Below are 15,957 nucleotides of genomic sequence, written 5' to 3'. Positions count from 1 at the left end.
CTCTTACAACTCTTGTCGTTTATACGTGGTAGCTAATACGACCATGCTTCTATCACTATACCCATAACCACGGGCAATGATTCGATAAAAGCCGTCGCGAGAAACCGGGCGATCGGAATCCAGCACATCATTTTTATTACCAGCTCGGTTCAATTGCTGAATAATATATTCCGGCTGCTTAGCGGCATCAGGTATTTTATTTTGCAAGCTTAACCAGCCCTTGGAATCGTAATCTGACCATGCCGGATATTTGCAGGCGTCGCGAGTATCCGCTGGATCTGGACAAGATTGATAAAAGCCACCAGTACCGTCAAAACCCGGCAGCACGCCACTGCGCAGCACCCCTTCAGCTGTGCGCAAAGCGGCTTCTGCCGACTGAAAGGCAATGGTATTTTCCTTCATATTACCCGCCATGCGCTCCTGCAAGGTTGCCGTTTGCATAGAGGCGATACTGATAATGGTCAAAATCAGCATAAATACCAGGCTCACAATCAAGGCCGCGCCGCGCTGCGAGCGGTATGGTCGCCAAGTAGGTCGGGCTAGGCCATTCATTGCAATCGATTCCTGATAGTAAATACATTGGTAAATACCTGACGCAGACGGCCATCATTATTAGCGACCAAATCACCAGAGGCATCGCTGAGTTGCTGCGCATCAGCTGCGCCCGTTCTACCCACCACATTGTCTTGCGAGCCATACATAATTAGCTCAATGCGCACGCTCAACACCGTCGCCCAATCAGCTACCTCTGCTGCAGTTTGATATACATCGACCGCGCGATCAGCATTGGTGTCTACACCATAATTCAGCTGCATATTTTCAACCCCTTCCACCAACTCAATCGGGCCGGTCGCCACGCCACCAGATGTTAAGGTTAACTGCTGAAAATACAGCGCATTAATCGGGTTGCCCGCCGAGCTTTTTCGGCCAGTATCGCCAATAAAAAAATCTATGACTTGAAAACCAAATACTTCGGCTTCGCCGGTGTAAATTTTACTCAATCGATTATCAGAATTACTGCCATTCGAGTGAACTAATGTCGCTGTCCCCTCTCCTTTTTTCTTCGGGGTATTGGTTATTCGAAACATGTCGCCGTTTAAACAATCAGTAACCATGACAAAATCCGATTTAACGAAACCAATGGAGTTGTCTTCGATTTTTATATTGGCATTATCTGGTGCTAAATTTCCTGTAAGGGTAACGAATTGGTCTGACGCGCGGCGTATAGTCAAGCGATCGGTACCCACCACTGCTGACATCGCATCACTCGCCCCCACATCATCCACGCCAACAAGCGCCGTACCTGGCGAGAAAATAGCCAGACTTGTCGGAAGCGCAATGTTATTGAAGCCTGCGGCGCCAATCGAGCTGCAGCCCATATAACCCGCCATCCGAATCTCGCGGGACAAGAAGCGCATAGCAAACCGTGCGTTCTCTTGAATTTGCGCCATTGAATCCAGCATTTTAGAGCTGGTACTGGTCGCCAAAAATACCTGTATAACCGCAGTGCTGAGCAAAATACCCAATGTCACTGCAATCATTAATTCAACTAACCCGAAGCCGAGCTGTTTAACGCGGTTAAATTTCATGTTCAGAACTCCGTCACAAATACAAAGCTCTGAACATTACCGCCACCAGCTAATCGTGATTTACTCAAACGTCCTTCATCCCATTGCACAGTAACTGTAATGACATTGCCATCGCGACTTATTGCACCATCACCTTCCGGCAAACGCAGCGCTAACTCAGCCAACCATTCTTGCAAATCAATGTCGACAATGGTGTCGCCCTCTGGCGCATCATCGTCAACGGCTATGTCATAACGCCCTGCCAGCGCAAGCGTTCTATTTGCTCGCATTCGATCTGTTATGTCGTTAGACAGGAATACTGCGGCAGACCGGATATTGGCCACTTGATTAAACTTGACCGAATTTAATTGCAATGCGGAGGCCCCTAACACCCCAGTTGCCGTGATAAGCACCGCAATTAGCACCTCAAGTAGGGAAACGCCGCGCTGCGTATAACGACTCATGGGCAAACCCGATCCGTAATCGTGACCTGACCACTCGCGGTGATATTGATATCGCGATCATGACTGCATTTTTCCGGCTCACTACGGTAGCTTAATACCACCGCTTTTGAATCCTGGATAAAGCCTTGATTATCAAAGGTCACACTGTCCACCGTGGAAGTCCCAATTTTAGCCGTGATTTTGGCGTTGGTTTTTATTGGCGGCGTTTCCTTGAACGCCTCACCAGCGTCAAAGCTACCGCTGTCATTCAGGTCGACCCAAGTTTGCCAGCCTTTAGCCCAGTCACCGCCGTTAGCGGTTAAAATAACCGGGCGCGCCCTGACTACCGCTTCAGAACGCGCCGCCACAAGTGCCTTCAACATCGACTGGACATCCGCTCGCTCGCGAGAATTACTAATAAACGCGCTAAAATTGGGAATAGCCACCGTCGCAAGCACAGCAACCACGGCAACGGTCACCATTAACTCGATAAGGGTATAGCCTGCCACCAATGCATTCCGACGCAACATCCCAGATCCCTTGCTATCCTTGACTTTCATTTAACCTTACGTAAAGTTATTTGCTACGGGCTTGACTCCAAATAGGATCAAGAATGAACAATATCCCGTGAAATATAGTTCCTAATATACTTTCTCGCCAATAACATGCAGTTTAAGCCACTATGGAAAGGAGTCCATAATGGAAAACCGAGGGGTCACCCTGATCGAACTGATTAGCACCTTGGCAATCAGTGCTATTTTAGGCCTAATTGCGGTTCCGGCCATGAGTCATTTTATTCAACAGCAGCAGCTCCGGAGCGCCGCCTACAATCTTTATCATTTATTGACAAACGCCCGCGCCACGGCCATTTCACAGCAGCAGCGGGTCAGTGTTTGGAATCAAAATGGTGACTGGCGCAGCGGCGTCGAACTGTTTGTCGACAGCAACGACAACGGTCAACGAGAGAATACTGAGACTAGCCTGTATACCGCAACAGACCACGAAAATATTTATATTAGTGGCAACCGCTGGGTGGCTAACTACGTTTCTTACCTGCCCACTGGCCGTGCAGCCACTGCCAGTGGCGCGTTCCAAGCTGGCACCATAAGTCTGTGCAAGTCTGGTTTAACTGACAAATACCAGTTAGTTATCAGCATTGGAGGGCGGCTGCGACTGCAAAAGTCCCCAAGTAACAGCTGCCCATAGGCAGCCAGCGCATATTTTACGAGATATCGATTAAACGTAACTCTTTAGGCAGTGAAAACGTGATATTTTCAGGGCGACCCGCTAGCTCTACGGGGGCTTGCGCGCCGAGTTCACAAAGCCGCTGCACTACCGCATGGACCAGTACTTCCGGTGCAGACGCCCCAGCGGTAATGCCAATACGGGGATTATCAGCCAGCCACTCACTGCGAATATCGGTCTCACTGTCGATCAAATAGGCCTTGCAGCCTATGCGCTCAGCCAGTTCGCGAAGCCGGTTGGAATTAGAGCTATTTGGCGAACCCACCACCAAGACCAAATCAACCTGCTCGGCCAAGGTTTTGACCGCGTCTTGTCGATTTTGGGTGGCGTAGCAAATATCGTCTTTACGCGGGCCTTCAATATTAGGGAATTTACGGCGCAGCGCGTCGATCACCGCAGCCGTATCGTCCATCGACAAGGTAGTCTGAGTAACAAAAGACAGGCGCCCAGGATTTTGCACCTCTAGCGCCAAAGCCTGCTCAACGTCCTCAACCAAGTAGATATCACCACCTTGAGCACCGCTGTACTGGCCCATGGTGCCCTCTACTTCGGGGTGACCTTTGTGGCCGATCAACACGCACTCGCGGCCCTCGCCACTAAAATGGACCACCTCCATATGAACCTTGGTTACTAAGGGGCAGGTGGCATCAAATACTTTTAAACCACGGGTTTGCGCTTCTTTGCGCACCGCTTGCGAAACGCCGTGAGCACTGAAGATCACGATTTTATCGTCGGGTACTTCAATAAGCTCGTCGACAAATACCGCGCCGCGTTGGCGAAGATTTTCAACCACAAATTTATTATGAACAACCTCGTGGCGAACATAGATTGGCGCGCCAAAGACGTCTAAGGCCCGATTCACAATTTCGATGGCGCGATCTACCCCCGCGCAAAACCCCCGGGGATTAGCCATCATAATCGGCATTTTATTGCTTGTGCCTACCACTACATCCACCTTATTCAATGACGCCTAATTGGCCTGAGCCTGCGCGCTTACCTTCAGAATTTCAACTCGAAAGGCGAGGCGACGACCAGCCAAGGGATGATTGAAATCAACCATAACCGATTCATCGCTCACTTCACTGACCACGCCGGGCAATTCCGCCCGCGCCGCATCGGCGAAGGAAATCACCACCCCCTCCTCAAGCACCATGTCGGCCGCAAACTGACTGCGGGGAAAGCGCTGAATATTGGCCGGATTGCGCTGACCAAAGGCATCTTCTGGCGCCAGGGTAAACGTTTCGCTCGCACCCGCACTCAAGCCAAGCAACTTGGCCTCAACACCGGGGAGCAAGCTGCCGTCGCCATAGTTAAACGTAGCGGGCTTACCGCCAAAGGTAGAATCGACTTCATCGCCATCAATAATACCTAAAGCGAAGTGCAGAGTAATTTCAGTGCCAGGAGCAATTTGCATATCAGTCATTCAATCGAGTCCACTCATCCCTCAGGATGATTTTTCAGTTTCGGGATTTAAAAACATATCGAGCAGCAACAGCACTGCGCCAACACTAATGCCCGCATCGGCAATATTAAAGGTGGGGAAATAGTGGTGATCCCAATGTACCGAAATAAAATCGATAACATAGCCAAACCACACGCGATCCCACAAATTACCCAATGCGCCGCCTAACACCAGCGCCAGCGCCAGCGACAATAGCCATTGTTCACGTTTGAGGCGCTGCAGCCAGACCGCAATATAAATACTTACCGCCAGCGCTATAATCGAAAAAAACCAGCGCTGCCAACCGCCTGCATCACTCAAAAAGCTAAATGCGGCGCCACGGTTATAGTGCAAAGTGATATCTAAAACCGGCAGGACTGGATGGGGTTGGGCGTAGCCCAGCGTATTGTTGGCAAGGTACTTTGTGATCTGATCCACGACAATAACCGCGACCACCACCAACAGCCAAAACACCCTGCTGCGCCGCTCAGCCGCCTGCTCGAAGCTCACCCCAGACTCAAGCATAAAACCGCACTTCGCCATTGCCGTCGACGTTATCAATACAGCGGAAGCACAATTCAGGATGCTCTAACGATTGACCGACTTCTTCACGATGATGCCAGCAGCGACTGCATTTCTCGCCGTCACTGGCGGCGACGCGCACCTGTAAACCGTCAACATCGGTAGCCACTGCCTCATTGGCGGCGGACAGCGGCGCTAAACGGGCAGCAGAACTAATCAAGACGAAACGCAGTTCGTCGCCCAATTTAAGCAAACTGTTCATCAGGCTCTCATCGCAGAATAAAGTCACCTCGGTAGCCAGGCTGCCGCCAACCAAGCCTTCTTTTTTGGCGCCTTCCAATACTTTATTAACCGCTGACTTAACCGACTGCACCGTTTCCCAAAAATCACTGTCCATTTCAGCATCAGCATCCATACGACTCAAACCCTGATACCACTCCGTAGCAAATACGGTGCCGCTGCGCTCACCGGGTAAGTGTTCCCACAGTTCGTCGGCAGTAAAACTCAGTATTGGCGCAATCCAGCGGGTCAGCGCCTCGGCAATATGGTACATCGCCGTTTGCGCCGACCGCCGGGCTAAGCTATTCGCCTTGGTGGTGTACTGACGATCTTTAATAATATCCAGATAAAAGCCGCCCAGCTCCAACACGCAGAAATTATGTAACTTCTGATAGATCAAATGGAATTGATACGCCTCGTATGCGGCGACGATCTCATCTTGCAGCTCGGCGGCGCGGTGCATGATCCAACGATCCATGGCCAGCATATCGCCAAGTTCAACGGCATGCTCCTTCGGTTCGAAACCTGCCATATTGGCAAGCAAGAAACGCGCGGTGTTGCGGATGCGACGATAGGAGTCAGCGGTGCGCTTAAAGATTTCGTCAGAAACCGTCATCTCATTGCGGTAATCGGTTGCCGCCACCCACAGGCGTAAAATATCGGCACCCAAGGTGTTCATGACTTTTTGCGGCGCAACCACATTGCCGACGGACTTCGACATTTTACGGCCCTGGGCGTCCACGGCAAAACCGTGAGTAAGTACGCTCTTGTAGGGTGCGCAGCCATTGGTCGCCACCGAGGTCAGCATAGACGACTGGAACCAGCCGCGATGCTGATCCGAGCCCTCTAAATAGAGATCGGCGGGAAACTGCAAGTTATCGCGCTGCGCTAGCACTGCATAGTGCGTGACACCGGAGTCGAACCACACATCGAGGGTGTCGCTCACTTTTACGTAGTCGCTGGCGTCGTCGCCCAACAGCTCACTGACCTCAAGGTCGAACCACGCTTGAATGCCAGCTCCCTCAACCCGCTTAGCAATCTCTTCGATCAGTGCGGGCGTATTCGGGTGCAGCTCCGCCGTGTCTTTGTGCACGAGCAGGGCAATTGGCGCACCCCAAGTACGCTGACGCGATACACACCAATCGGGGCGCTCTTGCATCATCGACTCAATACGCGCACGGCCCCAGCCGGGCATCCAGTTAACGGCATCCACTTCCTTCATCGCGGTATCCAGCAGTCCGTTTTGCGTCATGCTGACAAACCACTGAGGTGTGGCGCGGAAAATAATCGGACTTTTATGACGCCAGCAATGGGGGTAGCTATGCTCCAAAGGCTTGTGCAGCAGTAAACGGTGGCGCTCAGATAAAGCCGCAATCACTTTATCATTGGCCTTAAACACATGCTGACCGGCAAATAACTCGGTGTCTGGCAAGAAGGTGCCGTTGGCAGCAACGGGATTATGCACTTCTAAGCCGTAAGCCTTACCCACCACAAAGTCGTCTTGACCATGAGCTGGCGCGGTATGGACGGCACCAGTACCGGCATCGGTCGTCACATGCTCACCGAGAATCACTGGCACCTGGCGGCTGTAAAGCGGGTGTTGCAGCAGCAAATTTTCGAGTGCGGCCCCCTTGCAGCGCCCAACAATCGTAAAGTCTTCAACGCCGTAGCGCGCCATAGCAGACTCGTGCAGTGCATCGGCAAGTAGCACGACAATAGTCTCGCCGCTGCCGCGGGTGTATGACACCCACACATAATCCAGCTCAGGGTGCAGACTCACTGCCATATTGGCAGGAATTGTCCACGGCGTGGTGGTCCAAATGACCAAATTTAACTCGCCCTCGGTGTCCGCAGGCAAGCCGCCCGCCGCGAGCATCGCAGCGCGATCTACCGCGGCAAAAGCGACGTCAATCGCTGGTGAGGTTTTGTCTTTGTATTCCACTTCGGCTTCGGCCAAGGCCGAACCGCAATCCATGCACCAGTGCACTGGCTTAAAGCCCTTGTGCAAGTGGCCGTTGTCGACAATTTTGCCAAGGGCGCGAATGATATTGGCTTCAAAGCCAAAATCCATGGTCAGGTAGGGATTGCCCCAGTCACCAAAAACACCCAAGCGTTTAAAGTCTTCGCGTTGACCATTCACCTGCTTATAGGCGTATTCTCGGCATTTTTCTCGGAACGTGGCGGCGTCAACTTTATGGCCAGCCTTGCCTACTTTTTTCTCTACATTGAGTTCAATTGGCAGGCCGTGGCAATCCCAACCGGGTACATAGGGCGCGTCAAAACCGCTGAGGGTTTTCGACTTAACGATAATGTCTTTGAGAATTTTATTTACCGCGTGACCAATATGAATATCGCCATTGGCATACGGCGGGCCGTCGTGAAGTACAAACTTCTGCCGCCCCGCACGGGCGTCGCGAATTTGCTGATAAACGTCCTCTTCCTGCCAGCGCTTCAGCATACCGGGTTCACGTTGGGCCAAATTTGCCTTCATGGCAAAGCTGGTCTCGGGCAGGTTCAAGGTGTGTTTGTATTCACTCATAGTGGTTTTTTACACATTCCAAAGGTTTAAAGATCAAAAAAGGATCGCGCCTGCTCTACATCGCTAGAAATTTGTGCCTGCAGGGCGTCTAGTCCGTCAAACTTCGCTTCTTCACGCAATTTTTTGCGAAATACCACGCGAATTTTGCGGCCGTAAATATTCTGGTTAAAATCCAGTAAATGGACCTCTAAAATTGCTTTTGATAAATCGCCAATCGTGGGTCGCACGCCAACATTGGCAACGCCGGGGCACATACCCTCTGCTGCGCCATAAACTTCAACGGCAAACACCCCAGAGAGGGGCGAACGCAGTCGGTGCAACTCCACATTCGCAGTTGGTGTGCCAATAGTGCGCCCTAACTGCTGACCAACGATAACTCGCCCAGATATGCTGTAGCGCCGCCCCAACAAACGCTCCGCAAGCGCAAAGTCCGCGTCAGCCAAGACTTCGCGAATACGGGTGCTGCTCACCCGCTCCCCAGCAAACTGCAACGTAGAGGTATCGACTACTTCAAAGCCATTAACATTGCCGAATTTACGCAGTAAGCCAAAATCACCGCTGCGATTGCGGCCAAAACGCAAGTCGTCGCCAACCACAATATATTTCACACCCAAACCCGCAACAAACAAGGTGTGAATAAACTCACTGGCGGTAAGATCCCGAAAGTCTGGGGTAAAACGAATCCGCAAAACGCGATCAATACCCAACTCCCGCAGGGCATCAAACTTCTCGCGAAAACTCATTAAGCGGGCTGGCGCATCATTCGGTGAAAAGAATTCCCTCGGCAGAGGCTCAAACAAAACCACGGTCGACGGCAGCCCCATTTCTTTACCCTTGGCAATTAACTGGCGTAACACCGCCTGATGACCTAAATGGACACCATCAAAAGCACCAATCGTGGCTACGCAGCCGCGATGTTCGGGGCGAAAATGCTTAAATCCGCGGATTAACTCCATGCCTACCATCGTTGTAGTTTACAAAGCGGCTGATTATAACTCAGGAAGGGGCTCGACTAAACGCCAGTGTTGCGCTAATCGCCCCGCAACATTCCTAGCCATGAGGCACTGAGCCACGCAGATCTTTAAGACGCAAGCCACAGGCGACCATTACCGCAATATAGGCGCCACTGCCCGCTATACATAATCCCCCCAAATGGAGGGCTCGCTGCATCGCGCCCCACTGCTGCCAACCATCAATCCATAGCAAGCCATACCAAAGACAGGCCGCCATCGCCGTTACCGCCAAGCCCAGCTGCATGCAATAGCGCCCCCAGCCCGGCAGCATTGTATAGCCCGCTTTTTGGCGAAGACCACGGAACAATAAGGCCGCATTGAGCCAGGCAGATGCCGCCGTGGCCAAGGCCAAACCTGCGTGACCGACCTGCCAGTAATGATGGAGCGGAATAACCAGGGCAAGGTTCATCACCATATTCGCCACCATGGCGATAATACCGATCCGCACTGGGGTCTTAGTGTCTTGGCGCGCATAAAAGCCTGGGGCCAAGATTTTAATCAACATAAACGGAATTAAACCCAAGGTATACGCCCGCAAGCTTAATGCCGACATAGTCACGTCTCGAAGCTGCATTTCGCCGTATTGAAACAAGGTAACCAATATTGGTTCGGCCAGCAGCAGCAGGGCCGCCGTGGCGGGCACCGCCATCAACAGCACGCTGCGCAAACCCCAATCTAAGGTCGCGCCAAACGCCAACTCGTTGCCACCCGCTTTTAGCCGCGACAAATTGGGCAAGACCACCGTGGCAATGGCAATCGCAAACACCCCCAGAGGCAGCTCAACCAAGCGATCGGAATAATACAGCCAGGAAATACTGCCAGTGGGTAAAAACGAGGCGAGAATGGTGTCGAGCAGCAAATTGATTTGGCTGATCGACACGCCAAATAGCGCGGGAATCATCAGGGTAATAATCTTTTGCACGCCGGGGTCTTCCCATGCCCAGCGCGGCCGCGGCAACATTTGTATGCGCTGCAAAAATGGCATTTGAAAAACCATTTGCACCGCCCCCGCCATTAACACACCCCAGGCTAGCGCCATCGCCGGTTCCGCAAAGTACTGGGAAAAGTACACTGCGGCCACAATCATGCAGACATTTAGGAGCACCGGGGTGAACGCCGGCACCGCATAGCGGCCAAAGGTGTTGAGAATGCCACCCGCAAAGCCGGTCATGGAAATCAAGAAAAGATAAGGAAAGGTGATACGGATCATGTCAGAGGTGAGCTGAAACTTGGCGGGGTCTGCCCTAAAACCCGGCGCAAACACCGTAGCCACTATCGGCGACGCCAACACTGCCACCGAGGTCACCAATAGCAAAACACCGCCCAAGGCGCCAGCAACGCGATCAACTAATAGCTTGATCGACTCCTTGCTGCCATTCTCACGGTACTCAGATAGCACCGGCACAAAGGCCTGCGAAAACGCGCCTTCGGCAAACAGGCGCCGCAGAAAATTGGGAATTTTAAAGGCGACAAAAAAGCAGTCGGCGTTGCTACTCGCGCCTAAAAAATTGGCAATTACTACATCGCGAATTAAGCCTAAGACTCTCGACAGCAAGGTCATCACACTGACCAACAAGCTCGAGCGCAGCAAACCGCGCTGCTTAGCAGGACCTTTCACCCCAGCGGCACCACTCATGCCAGCCACCGTTGGCGCAATGCATCGCGATGTATGCGCAGCCACTGCAGGGCGATTAAGCTATGAGCATTGTCGATCTGACCAACATCTAACATGACCATGGCATCGGCAAAGGAAATCACTTTGGCGTGGATATCCTCGCCCTCCTCAGCCAAACCGTAAAAGCCACCGGCGGCGCTTAAATCTGCGCGGCCGCAGAACAGATAAAAATACTCGTCACTGCCCCCCGGCGAGGAATAGTATTCAGCAATAGATTCCATGTCGGTGATATCTAAACCGGCTTCTTCTAAAGCTTCGCGACGGGCTACGTCTTCGGGGTTCTCGTCAGGCTTATCGATAATGCCCGCCACTAACTCTGAAATCCAAGGACTGGCCGAGCGGTTCATTGCCCCAACCCGAAATTGTTCAACCTGCAAAATGCAATCCAGCGCGGGATCATAGGGCAGTACGCCCACCGCGGGGCCGCGCACAAATAGCTCTCGGCTCAACCAGCGCCCCCAGCCGCCTTTATAAAGACGGTGACGCAAACGGTATGCCCGCACTTGAAAAAAACCGCGCCAAGCAGCGCGGTCTTCATCTATTTCTACATCACTGCGCTTGAAATCAGCCATTCGCTATTTGCACCACCTCAGAAACGCCGCTCGGTATACCAGTTAACATCGCGGGCATTTTTATCGACTTGATCGACCACGTCTAAAATCAGCGCAAACAACGCCATGCGCACTAAGACACCATTATCCGCCTGCCGGAATATTGCCAAATTCGGATTGTCATTGAGGTCGTTGTCGAGCTCATTGGCCTCTGAGCGAGAGTCCCGGGGCAGCGGATGCATTATGACCGTATTGGGTTCGCAATTGCGGGTGTAAATTGCCTGATTCAGGCGGTAGCGGCCACGATACAAATCCGCCTCAGCGCGATCGGCAAAACGTTCTTCCTGAATTCGAGTGGAATAGGCAATATCAACTTTAGAGATACTGCCCTCCATGACATCGGACTCAAGCACGGTATGACCGGCACTGCGCAGCTGCTCAACAATCGCGCCCGGCATTTGTAACTCTGTGGGCGAAATTAATACCACGGTGACATTGCGGTATAAACACAGCAATTTACACAGGGAGTGCACGGTGCGGCCATATTTTAAATCACCGATCATGGCAATACGCAGGCCGTCGAGATCACTGCGACCCTGATGCTGTAATTCTTTGCGGATGGTATAGAGGTCTAATAGCGCCTGACTGGGGTGCTCGTTAGCGCCGTCGCCGCCGTTCATCACCGGTACTCGACTCGCAGCGGCAAACTCCGCCACCGAACCGGAAACCGGATGGCGCATAACGATAACATCGCTATAGCCACTAAGAACCCGCGCGGTATCGTAAAGTGATTCGCCCTTAGCAATCGCCGAGGTCTCAAAGCCGGTGGTTTCCCGCACTTCGCCGCCCAGTAAATTAAAGGCGCAACCAAAACTCACGCGAGTTCGCGTAGAAGGCTCAAAAAACATATTGCCGAGAATGGCACCGTCAAGGACCTTGGTCACGCGCTGCCGATGAGCATAGGGCTCCATGCGGTCGGCAACTTCAAACACCCGCTCGATATCGCTGCGCTCAAATTGACTAATAGAGAGGATATGGCTACCTGAAAATTTCAAAGGGTCGCTCCGCGTTAATTACATTGTTACCATTTCTTCAGCACTGCTACTGCCTTCATCAAACTGCAAACTCGCCCAGCGCGAATAGAGCGGCGAGCTTTGTAAAAGTTCGGCATGATTACCGGCCCCCACTAACTTACCGTGATCCAACACCGCAATAATATCCACGTCCACCACGGTGGCAAGGCGGTGGGCAATCACAATGGTAGTGCGGCCCTTCATTAACAGCGCTAGGGCCTGCTGCACTTGGTACTCGCTTTCCGCATCCAGCGCACTGGTCGCCTCGTCGAGTAGCAATAAGGTTGGGTCTGCCAAGATAGCGCGGGCAATCGCCACCCGCTGGCGCTGGCCGCCGGACAAGCGAATACCACCTTCGCCCACAAAGCTGTCGTAACCCTCGCTCAGACGCTCAATAAATTCATGAGCGTAGGCCTTGCGCGCTGCTTCTTCAATTTCGGCCAGCGTTGCATCGGGTTTACCGTAGCGAATATTATCGGCAACGGTACCGGTAAACAAAACCGGCTGCTGGGGCACAATCGCAATTTGCGAACGCAAATCATCTAAACTCAAATCCCGAATATCGATGCCGTCAAAGCGAATCGCGCCGCCCTGGACATCGTAAAAGCGCAGCACCAAATCAACCAAGGTCGATTTACCCGCACCCGAGCTGCCCACCAAGGCAACACTGCTACCAGGCTTAATATCTAAAGAAAGATCGGCTATCGCCTGCTGCTCTGGGCGCGACGGGTAACTAAAACAAACTTGCTCAAATTCCAAATGCCCTTTGGGCTCGACTGGCAGCGGCACAGGGGTATTTGATGAGGGCACGAGGTTTTCGGCAGCGAGCAATTCTAGCAGCCGCTCAGTAGCGCCGGCGGCACGCTGCAAATCGCCATAGACCTCGGATATCGCACCCACCGATGCCGCGACCATCACCGCATAAAAAATAAAGGCCGCTAATTCTCCGCCAGTAATTTTACCCGCCAATACGTCGAGGCCGCCAACCCATAACATACCGGTGACCGCCCCCAGCACCAAGGTAATAACAAAGGTGGTCAACCATGAGCGCTGCTTAATGCGACCAATAGCCACCTGAAACGCCGATTCAACATGGCCATCAAAGGCCTTGCGATCAAGCTCTTGGTGGTTAAACGCCTGCACCATCTTAATATTTTTAACCGACTCACCAACAAAGGTGCCTACCCCTGCGATTTTATCTTGGCTGGTGCGCGACAAGCTGCGCACGCGGCGACCAAACACAATAATGGGCACCACCACCAAGGGCACGCTGAGCATAACAAGGGCCGTTAACTTAGGATTGGTCACAAACAACCAAATCACTCCGCCAATAAACATCAGCAAATTGCGCAGCGCGATGGATACCGATGAACCAATGACGGTCTGCAATAAGGTGGTGTCGGTGGTGATACGGGATTGAATTTCACCGCTGAGATTGGTTTCAAAATAGCCAGGATGCAGATGCACCACGTGAGCAAATACCGCCTTGCGCAAATCGGCACTAACGCGTTCACCTATCCACGACACCAAATAAAAGCGAGTAAAGGTGCCCACCGCCAGCAACAGGATCATCGCGGTAAAGAGCAACAAGGCTTGATTCAAAGCGGCTTCAGTCGCGTTGCTAGAGAAGCCCTGATCAACCAGCATCCGCAGCCCCTGCCCGATGGAAAGGGTAATGGCCGCAGTACACACAAGGGCAATACTGGCACCGATCATTTGCCAGTAATAAGGCCGCAAAAACTGCATCATGGCCTTCAATACGCCGACGTTTGTGCTTTTTGCTCGCTCTGGACCGCTATCTGACATTACCTTCCCCTGTTTATCGGCGGGCATTATCGCCTGTATCAAGCCTGCGGGAAAGCGGCGTTTTTCAGCGTTTTTTAGGCCTGCGAAGTAACAAGAGCATCTTTGGCGCTACGCGTCATTTTTTTGATTGCCGCCTCACGCTGAGATGCCTCAGAGCGATTTTGTGCGGTCTCGCGGTAGACGATTGCCTGGGCGGGATCACCGCGAAAAAACCGTGCGCCTCGCCCACCCTCGCCACAATGTTCGCGGAAACGACGCTCCGGGTCGGTGCTAATACCGGTATACAGTTTGCCGCTGCGGCTGCGCACCATATACACCCACCACGGGGAGCTCACAAACCTTCCTGCTCCAGGGCATCGGCATATTCGCTTAATTCATTGAGTATCATGGCGTCTGTAGAAGAATGGCGCTCCAGCGCCAATTCACCTAAGCGCTGGCGAAACTCAGCGAAACCCAGCTGACCCGGCTCGGGCTGACGCAGGCGTCGGCGGCAAAACTCCAGCCACTGTTGGCGCTCGGCCCCAGTCAAGGTCGCAGGGTAATTACGCGCGCGGTAACGCCAGAGTAATTCAGGCAGACGCTGATCCCGAAAGGGAAAAGACTGCCCCGCCAAAGCCTCTGGATCACTGTTGCGCACCGAGTCCATCAAATGACGATCTTCGCCACTGAAAAACCCGCCGCCATAGAGCATCACATCGGGGTCACTGCTTTCGGCGAACTTGCGGCCACCAACTAGTTTTTGCAGCTTGGCCGTAAGATCACCGCTTTTACGAATACGCTGCCAGTTGCGCCGACACTGGGCCATGTCGAGCTGTAAACGCTCGCATACGGCGTCATCCAGCAATTTCGCTGTCGCAACAATAGGTGCGCGATTGATATGAATCTCTTTGAGGGGAATGCGCTCAACACCTTCGGGCAAATCGGCCGTGGCGCTGAAAACCCGCACCGAAATTTCTTCTACCGACAAATCAATCAAGGGCTGCGGATCAACACTGAGATCATACACAATCACACTGTTTTTGTTGTCGGGGTGCAGGGCCAACGGCATCATCAATGCCGAGCAAAACTTTGACGCAGGCAAACGGCCGGAAACATGCAGCACTGGCACCTGCGAGACGGTATCTAACATCGCCGCCACCGTGCGCTTGTCCCGCATGCTCAAAGCGTAATCGAACAATTTGGGCTGACGCTGCTTAAGTAGTTTGGCCAAATCGATAGTAGCGTAAACGTCGGATAAGGCGTCGTGCGCCGACTCGTGGCTTAAGCCATTGGCCGCCGACAGCTCTTCAAGCCGAAAGCTTGGCGTGCCGTCTTCGCGCACCGGCCACTCAATGCCCTCTGGCCGCAAGGCCCGACACAAGCGCGCGACATCGATAAGATCCCAACGGGAATTGCCGTTTTGCCACTCCCGTGCGTAGGGGTCAAAAAAGTTACGGTATAAGGTGTAGCGAGTGACTTCATCGTCGAAACGAATACTGTTATAACCGACACCACAGGTGCCCGGCTGCGCCAGCTCAGCGTGAACAATGGCAATAAATTCTGCCTCAGACACACCGTCTTGCAGGGCTTGCTGGGGGGTAATACCGGTAATTAAGCAGGCTTCGGGATGGGGAAGATAATCTGGACTGGGCCGACTAAACACCATTAGGGGCTCATCGATAATATTCAGATCCGCGTCGGTGCGCACCCCGGCAAACTGCACCGGCCGATCACGAGCGGGATTAGCGCCCCAGGTTTCGTAATCGTGCCAGTAGAAGGTTTGGTTTGCCAAGGTTTGCTCCTTAAATGCGTCACGCTAAATG

Annotated in this window: 16 protein-coding genes; 1 reads left to right on the top strand and 15 read right to left on the bottom strand. The window is 52.7% G+C overall.

The window, feature by feature from the left end; genetic code table 11:
* Positions 1-3: 3 nt before the first annotated feature.
* Genes ABYP33_RS02830 through ABYP33_RS02815 form a run of 4 tightly spaced genes read right to left on the bottom strand, consistent with a single transcriptional unit; the run spans position 4 to position 2,541 of the window.
* The gene (locus ABYP33_RS02830; protein ID WP_373088158.1) at positions 4-552 is read right to left on the bottom strand and encodes a PilX N-terminal domain-containing pilus assembly protein; all 549 of its coding nucleotides are present in this window, start codon (positions 550-552) and stop codon (positions 4-6) included.
* A complete protein-coding gene (locus ABYP33_RS02825; RefSeq protein ID WP_373088155.1) occupies positions 549-1,589 on the bottom strand; it encodes a PilW family protein in 1,041 nt (346 codons plus the stop codon). Before ABYP33_RS02825 ends, ABYP33_RS02830 begins: the two co-directional genes overlap by 4 nt.
* A 2-nt stretch (positions 1,590-1,591) precedes the next feature.
* A complete protein-coding gene (pilV, locus tag ABYP33_RS02820) occupies positions 1,592-2,032 on the bottom strand; it encodes a type IV pilus modification protein PilV (protein ID WP_373088153.1) in 441 nt (146 codons plus the stop codon).
* The gene (locus tag ABYP33_RS02815; RefSeq protein WP_373088150.1) at positions 2,029-2,541 is read right to left on the bottom strand and encodes a GspH/FimT family pseudopilin; all 513 of its coding nucleotides are present in this window, start codon (positions 2,539-2,541) and stop codon (positions 2,029-2,031) included. Before ABYP33_RS02815 ends, pilV begins: the two co-directional genes overlap by 4 nt.
* Before the next feature lie 169 nt (positions 2,542-2,710).
* Here ABYP33_RS02815 and ABYP33_RS02810 point away from each other — a divergent pair, with 169 nt between their 5' ends.
* Entirely contained in the window at positions 2,711-3,217 is a 507-nt protein-coding gene (locus tag ABYP33_RS02810; protein WP_373088147.1) for a GspH/FimT family pseudopilin, read from the top strand.
* A 16-nt stretch (positions 3,218-3,233) separates the two neighbouring features.
* Here the strand turns inward: ABYP33_RS02810 and ispH are convergent, their stop codons facing one another.
* The 11 genes from ispH to sbcB all read right to left on the bottom strand — a co-directional run bounded on the left by ispH (position 3,234) and on the right by sbcB (position 15,926).
* Positions 3,234-4,181 carry a 4-hydroxy-3-methylbut-2-enyl diphosphate reductase gene (ispH, locus tag ABYP33_RS02805; RefSeq protein WP_373088205.1) on the bottom strand — a complete coding sequence of 316 codons (948 nt, stop codon included), beginning with the start codon at positions 4,179-4,181 and terminating at the stop codon, positions 3,234-3,236.
* Positions 4,182-4,226: 45 nt separating this feature from the next.
* The gene (fkpB, locus tag ABYP33_RS02800; RefSeq protein WP_373088144.1) at positions 4,227-4,679 is read right to left on the bottom strand and encodes an FKBP-type peptidyl-prolyl cis-trans isomerase; all 453 of its coding nucleotides are present in this window, start codon (positions 4,677-4,679) and stop codon (positions 4,227-4,229) included.
* A gap of 21 nt (positions 4,680-4,700) precedes the next feature.
* Positions 4,701-5,222, bottom strand: a complete 522-nt coding sequence (gene lspA, locus ABYP33_RS02795) for a signal peptidase II (RefSeq protein ID WP_373088142.1) — start codon at positions 5,220-5,222, stop codon at positions 4,701-4,703.
* Positions 5,215-8,037 (bottom strand): isoleucine--tRNA ligase, encoded by a 2,823-nt coding sequence (gene ileS / locus ABYP33_RS02790; RefSeq protein ID WP_373088139.1) that lies wholly within the window; start codon positions 8,035-8,037, stop codon positions 5,215-5,217. Before ileS ends, lspA begins: the two co-directional genes overlap by 8 nt.
* A 26-nt stretch (positions 8,038-8,063) precedes the next feature.
* The gene (gene ribF, locus ABYP33_RS02785) at positions 8,064-8,993 is read right to left on the bottom strand and encodes a bifunctional riboflavin kinase/FAD synthetase (RefSeq protein ID WP_373088136.1); all 930 of its coding nucleotides are present in this window, start codon (positions 8,991-8,993) and stop codon (positions 8,064-8,066) included.
* Between the two features lie 94 nt (positions 8,994-9,087).
* The gene (gene murJ, locus ABYP33_RS02780) at positions 9,088-10,686 is read right to left on the bottom strand and encodes a murein biosynthesis integral membrane protein MurJ (protein WP_373088133.1); all 1,599 of its coding nucleotides are present in this window, start codon (positions 10,684-10,686) and stop codon (positions 9,088-9,090) included.
* On the bottom strand, positions 10,683-11,297 hold the full coding sequence (locus ABYP33_RS02775; protein ID WP_373088131.1) for an NUDIX domain-containing protein: 615 nt from the start codon (positions 11,295-11,297) through the stop codon (positions 10,683-10,685). Before ABYP33_RS02775 ends, murJ begins: the two co-directional genes overlap by 4 nt.
* A 17-nt stretch (positions 11,298-11,314) precedes the next feature.
* Positions 11,315-12,331 (bottom strand): aspartate carbamoyltransferase, encoded by a 1,017-nt coding sequence (locus ABYP33_RS02770; protein WP_373083339.1) that lies wholly within the window; start codon positions 12,329-12,331, stop codon positions 11,315-11,317.
* A gap of 18 nt (positions 12,332-12,349) precedes the next feature.
* On the bottom strand, positions 12,350-14,155 hold the full coding sequence (locus ABYP33_RS02765; RefSeq protein WP_373088128.1) for an ABC transporter transmembrane domain-containing protein: 1,806 nt from the start codon (positions 14,153-14,155) through the stop codon (positions 12,350-12,352).
* A 74-nt stretch (positions 14,156-14,229) separates the two neighbouring features.
* Complete coding sequence (locus tag ABYP33_RS02760; RefSeq protein ID WP_231856161.1) at positions 14,230-14,490, bottom strand: GIY-YIG nuclease family protein; 261 nt, start codon at positions 14,488-14,490, stop codon at positions 14,230-14,232.
* Positions 14,487-15,926: an exodeoxyribonuclease I gene (sbcB, locus tag ABYP33_RS02755; RefSeq protein WP_373088124.1), complete on the bottom strand. Its 1,440-nt coding sequence runs from the start codon at positions 15,924-15,926 to the stop codon at positions 14,487-14,489. The genes ABYP33_RS02760 and sbcB overlap by 4 nt, the downstream gene beginning before the upstream one ends.
* Positions 15,927-15,957 lie beyond the last annotated feature (31 nt).

Origin of the sequence: Zhongshania sp. (assembly GCF_041584495.1) — a bacterium.
Classification (GTDB): Bacteria; Pseudomonadota; Gammaproteobacteria; order Pseudomonadales; family Spongiibacteraceae; genus Spongiibacter.
This window is presented reverse-complemented; position numbering and strand designations above follow the sequence as displayed.

Excerpts from the sequence above, each read along its gene's own strand:
- ABYP33_RS02775 (WP_373088131.1), bottom strand. The coding sequence starts at position 11,297 with ATGGCTGATTTCAAGCGCAGTGATGTAGAAATAGATGAAGACCGCGCT.
- fkpB (WP_373088144.1), bottom strand. The coding sequence starts at position 4,679 with ATGACTGATATGCAAATTGCTCCTGGCACTGAAATTACTCTGCACTTC.
- ABYP33_RS02830 (WP_373088158.1), bottom strand. The coding sequence starts at position 552 with ATGAATGGCCTAGCCCGACCTACTTGGCGACCATACCGCTCGCAGCGC.
- ribF (WP_373088136.1), bottom strand. The coding sequence starts at position 8,993 with ATGGAGTTAATCCGCGGATTTAAGCATTTTCGCCCCGAACATCGCGGC.
- murJ (WP_373088133.1), bottom strand. The coding sequence starts at position 10,686 with ATGAGTGGTGCCGCTGGGGTGAAAGGTCCTGCTAAGCAGCGCGGTTTG.
- ispH (WP_373088205.1), bottom strand. The coding sequence starts at position 4,181 with ATGCCGATTATGATGGCTAATCCCCGGGGGTTTTGCGCGGGGGTAGAT.
- ABYP33_RS02810 (WP_373088147.1), top strand. The coding sequence starts at position 2,711 with ATGGAAAACCGAGGGGTCACCCTGATCGAACTGATTAGCACCTTGGCA.
- ABYP33_RS02815 (WP_373088150.1), bottom strand. The coding sequence starts at position 2,541 with ATGTTGCGTCGGAATGCATTGGTGGCAGGCTATACCCTTATCGAGTTA.
- pilV (WP_373088153.1), bottom strand. The coding sequence starts at position 2,032 with ATGAGTCGTTATACGCAGCGCGGCGTTTCCCTACTTGAGGTGCTAATT.
- ABYP33_RS02825 (WP_373088155.1), bottom strand. The coding sequence starts at position 1,589 with ATGAAATTTAACCGCGTTAAACAGCTCGGCTTCGGGTTAGTTGAATTA.
- lspA (WP_373088142.1), bottom strand. The coding sequence starts at position 5,222 with ATGCTTGAGTCTGGGGTGAGCTTCGAGCAGGCGGCTGAGCGGCGCAGC.
- ABYP33_RS02765 (WP_373088128.1), bottom strand. The coding sequence starts at position 14,155 with ATGTCAGATAGCGGTCCAGAGCGAGCAAAAAGCACAAACGTCGGCGTA.
- ileS (WP_373088139.1), bottom strand. The coding sequence starts at position 8,037 with ATGAGTGAATACAAACACACCTTGAACCTGCCCGAGACCAGCTTTGCC.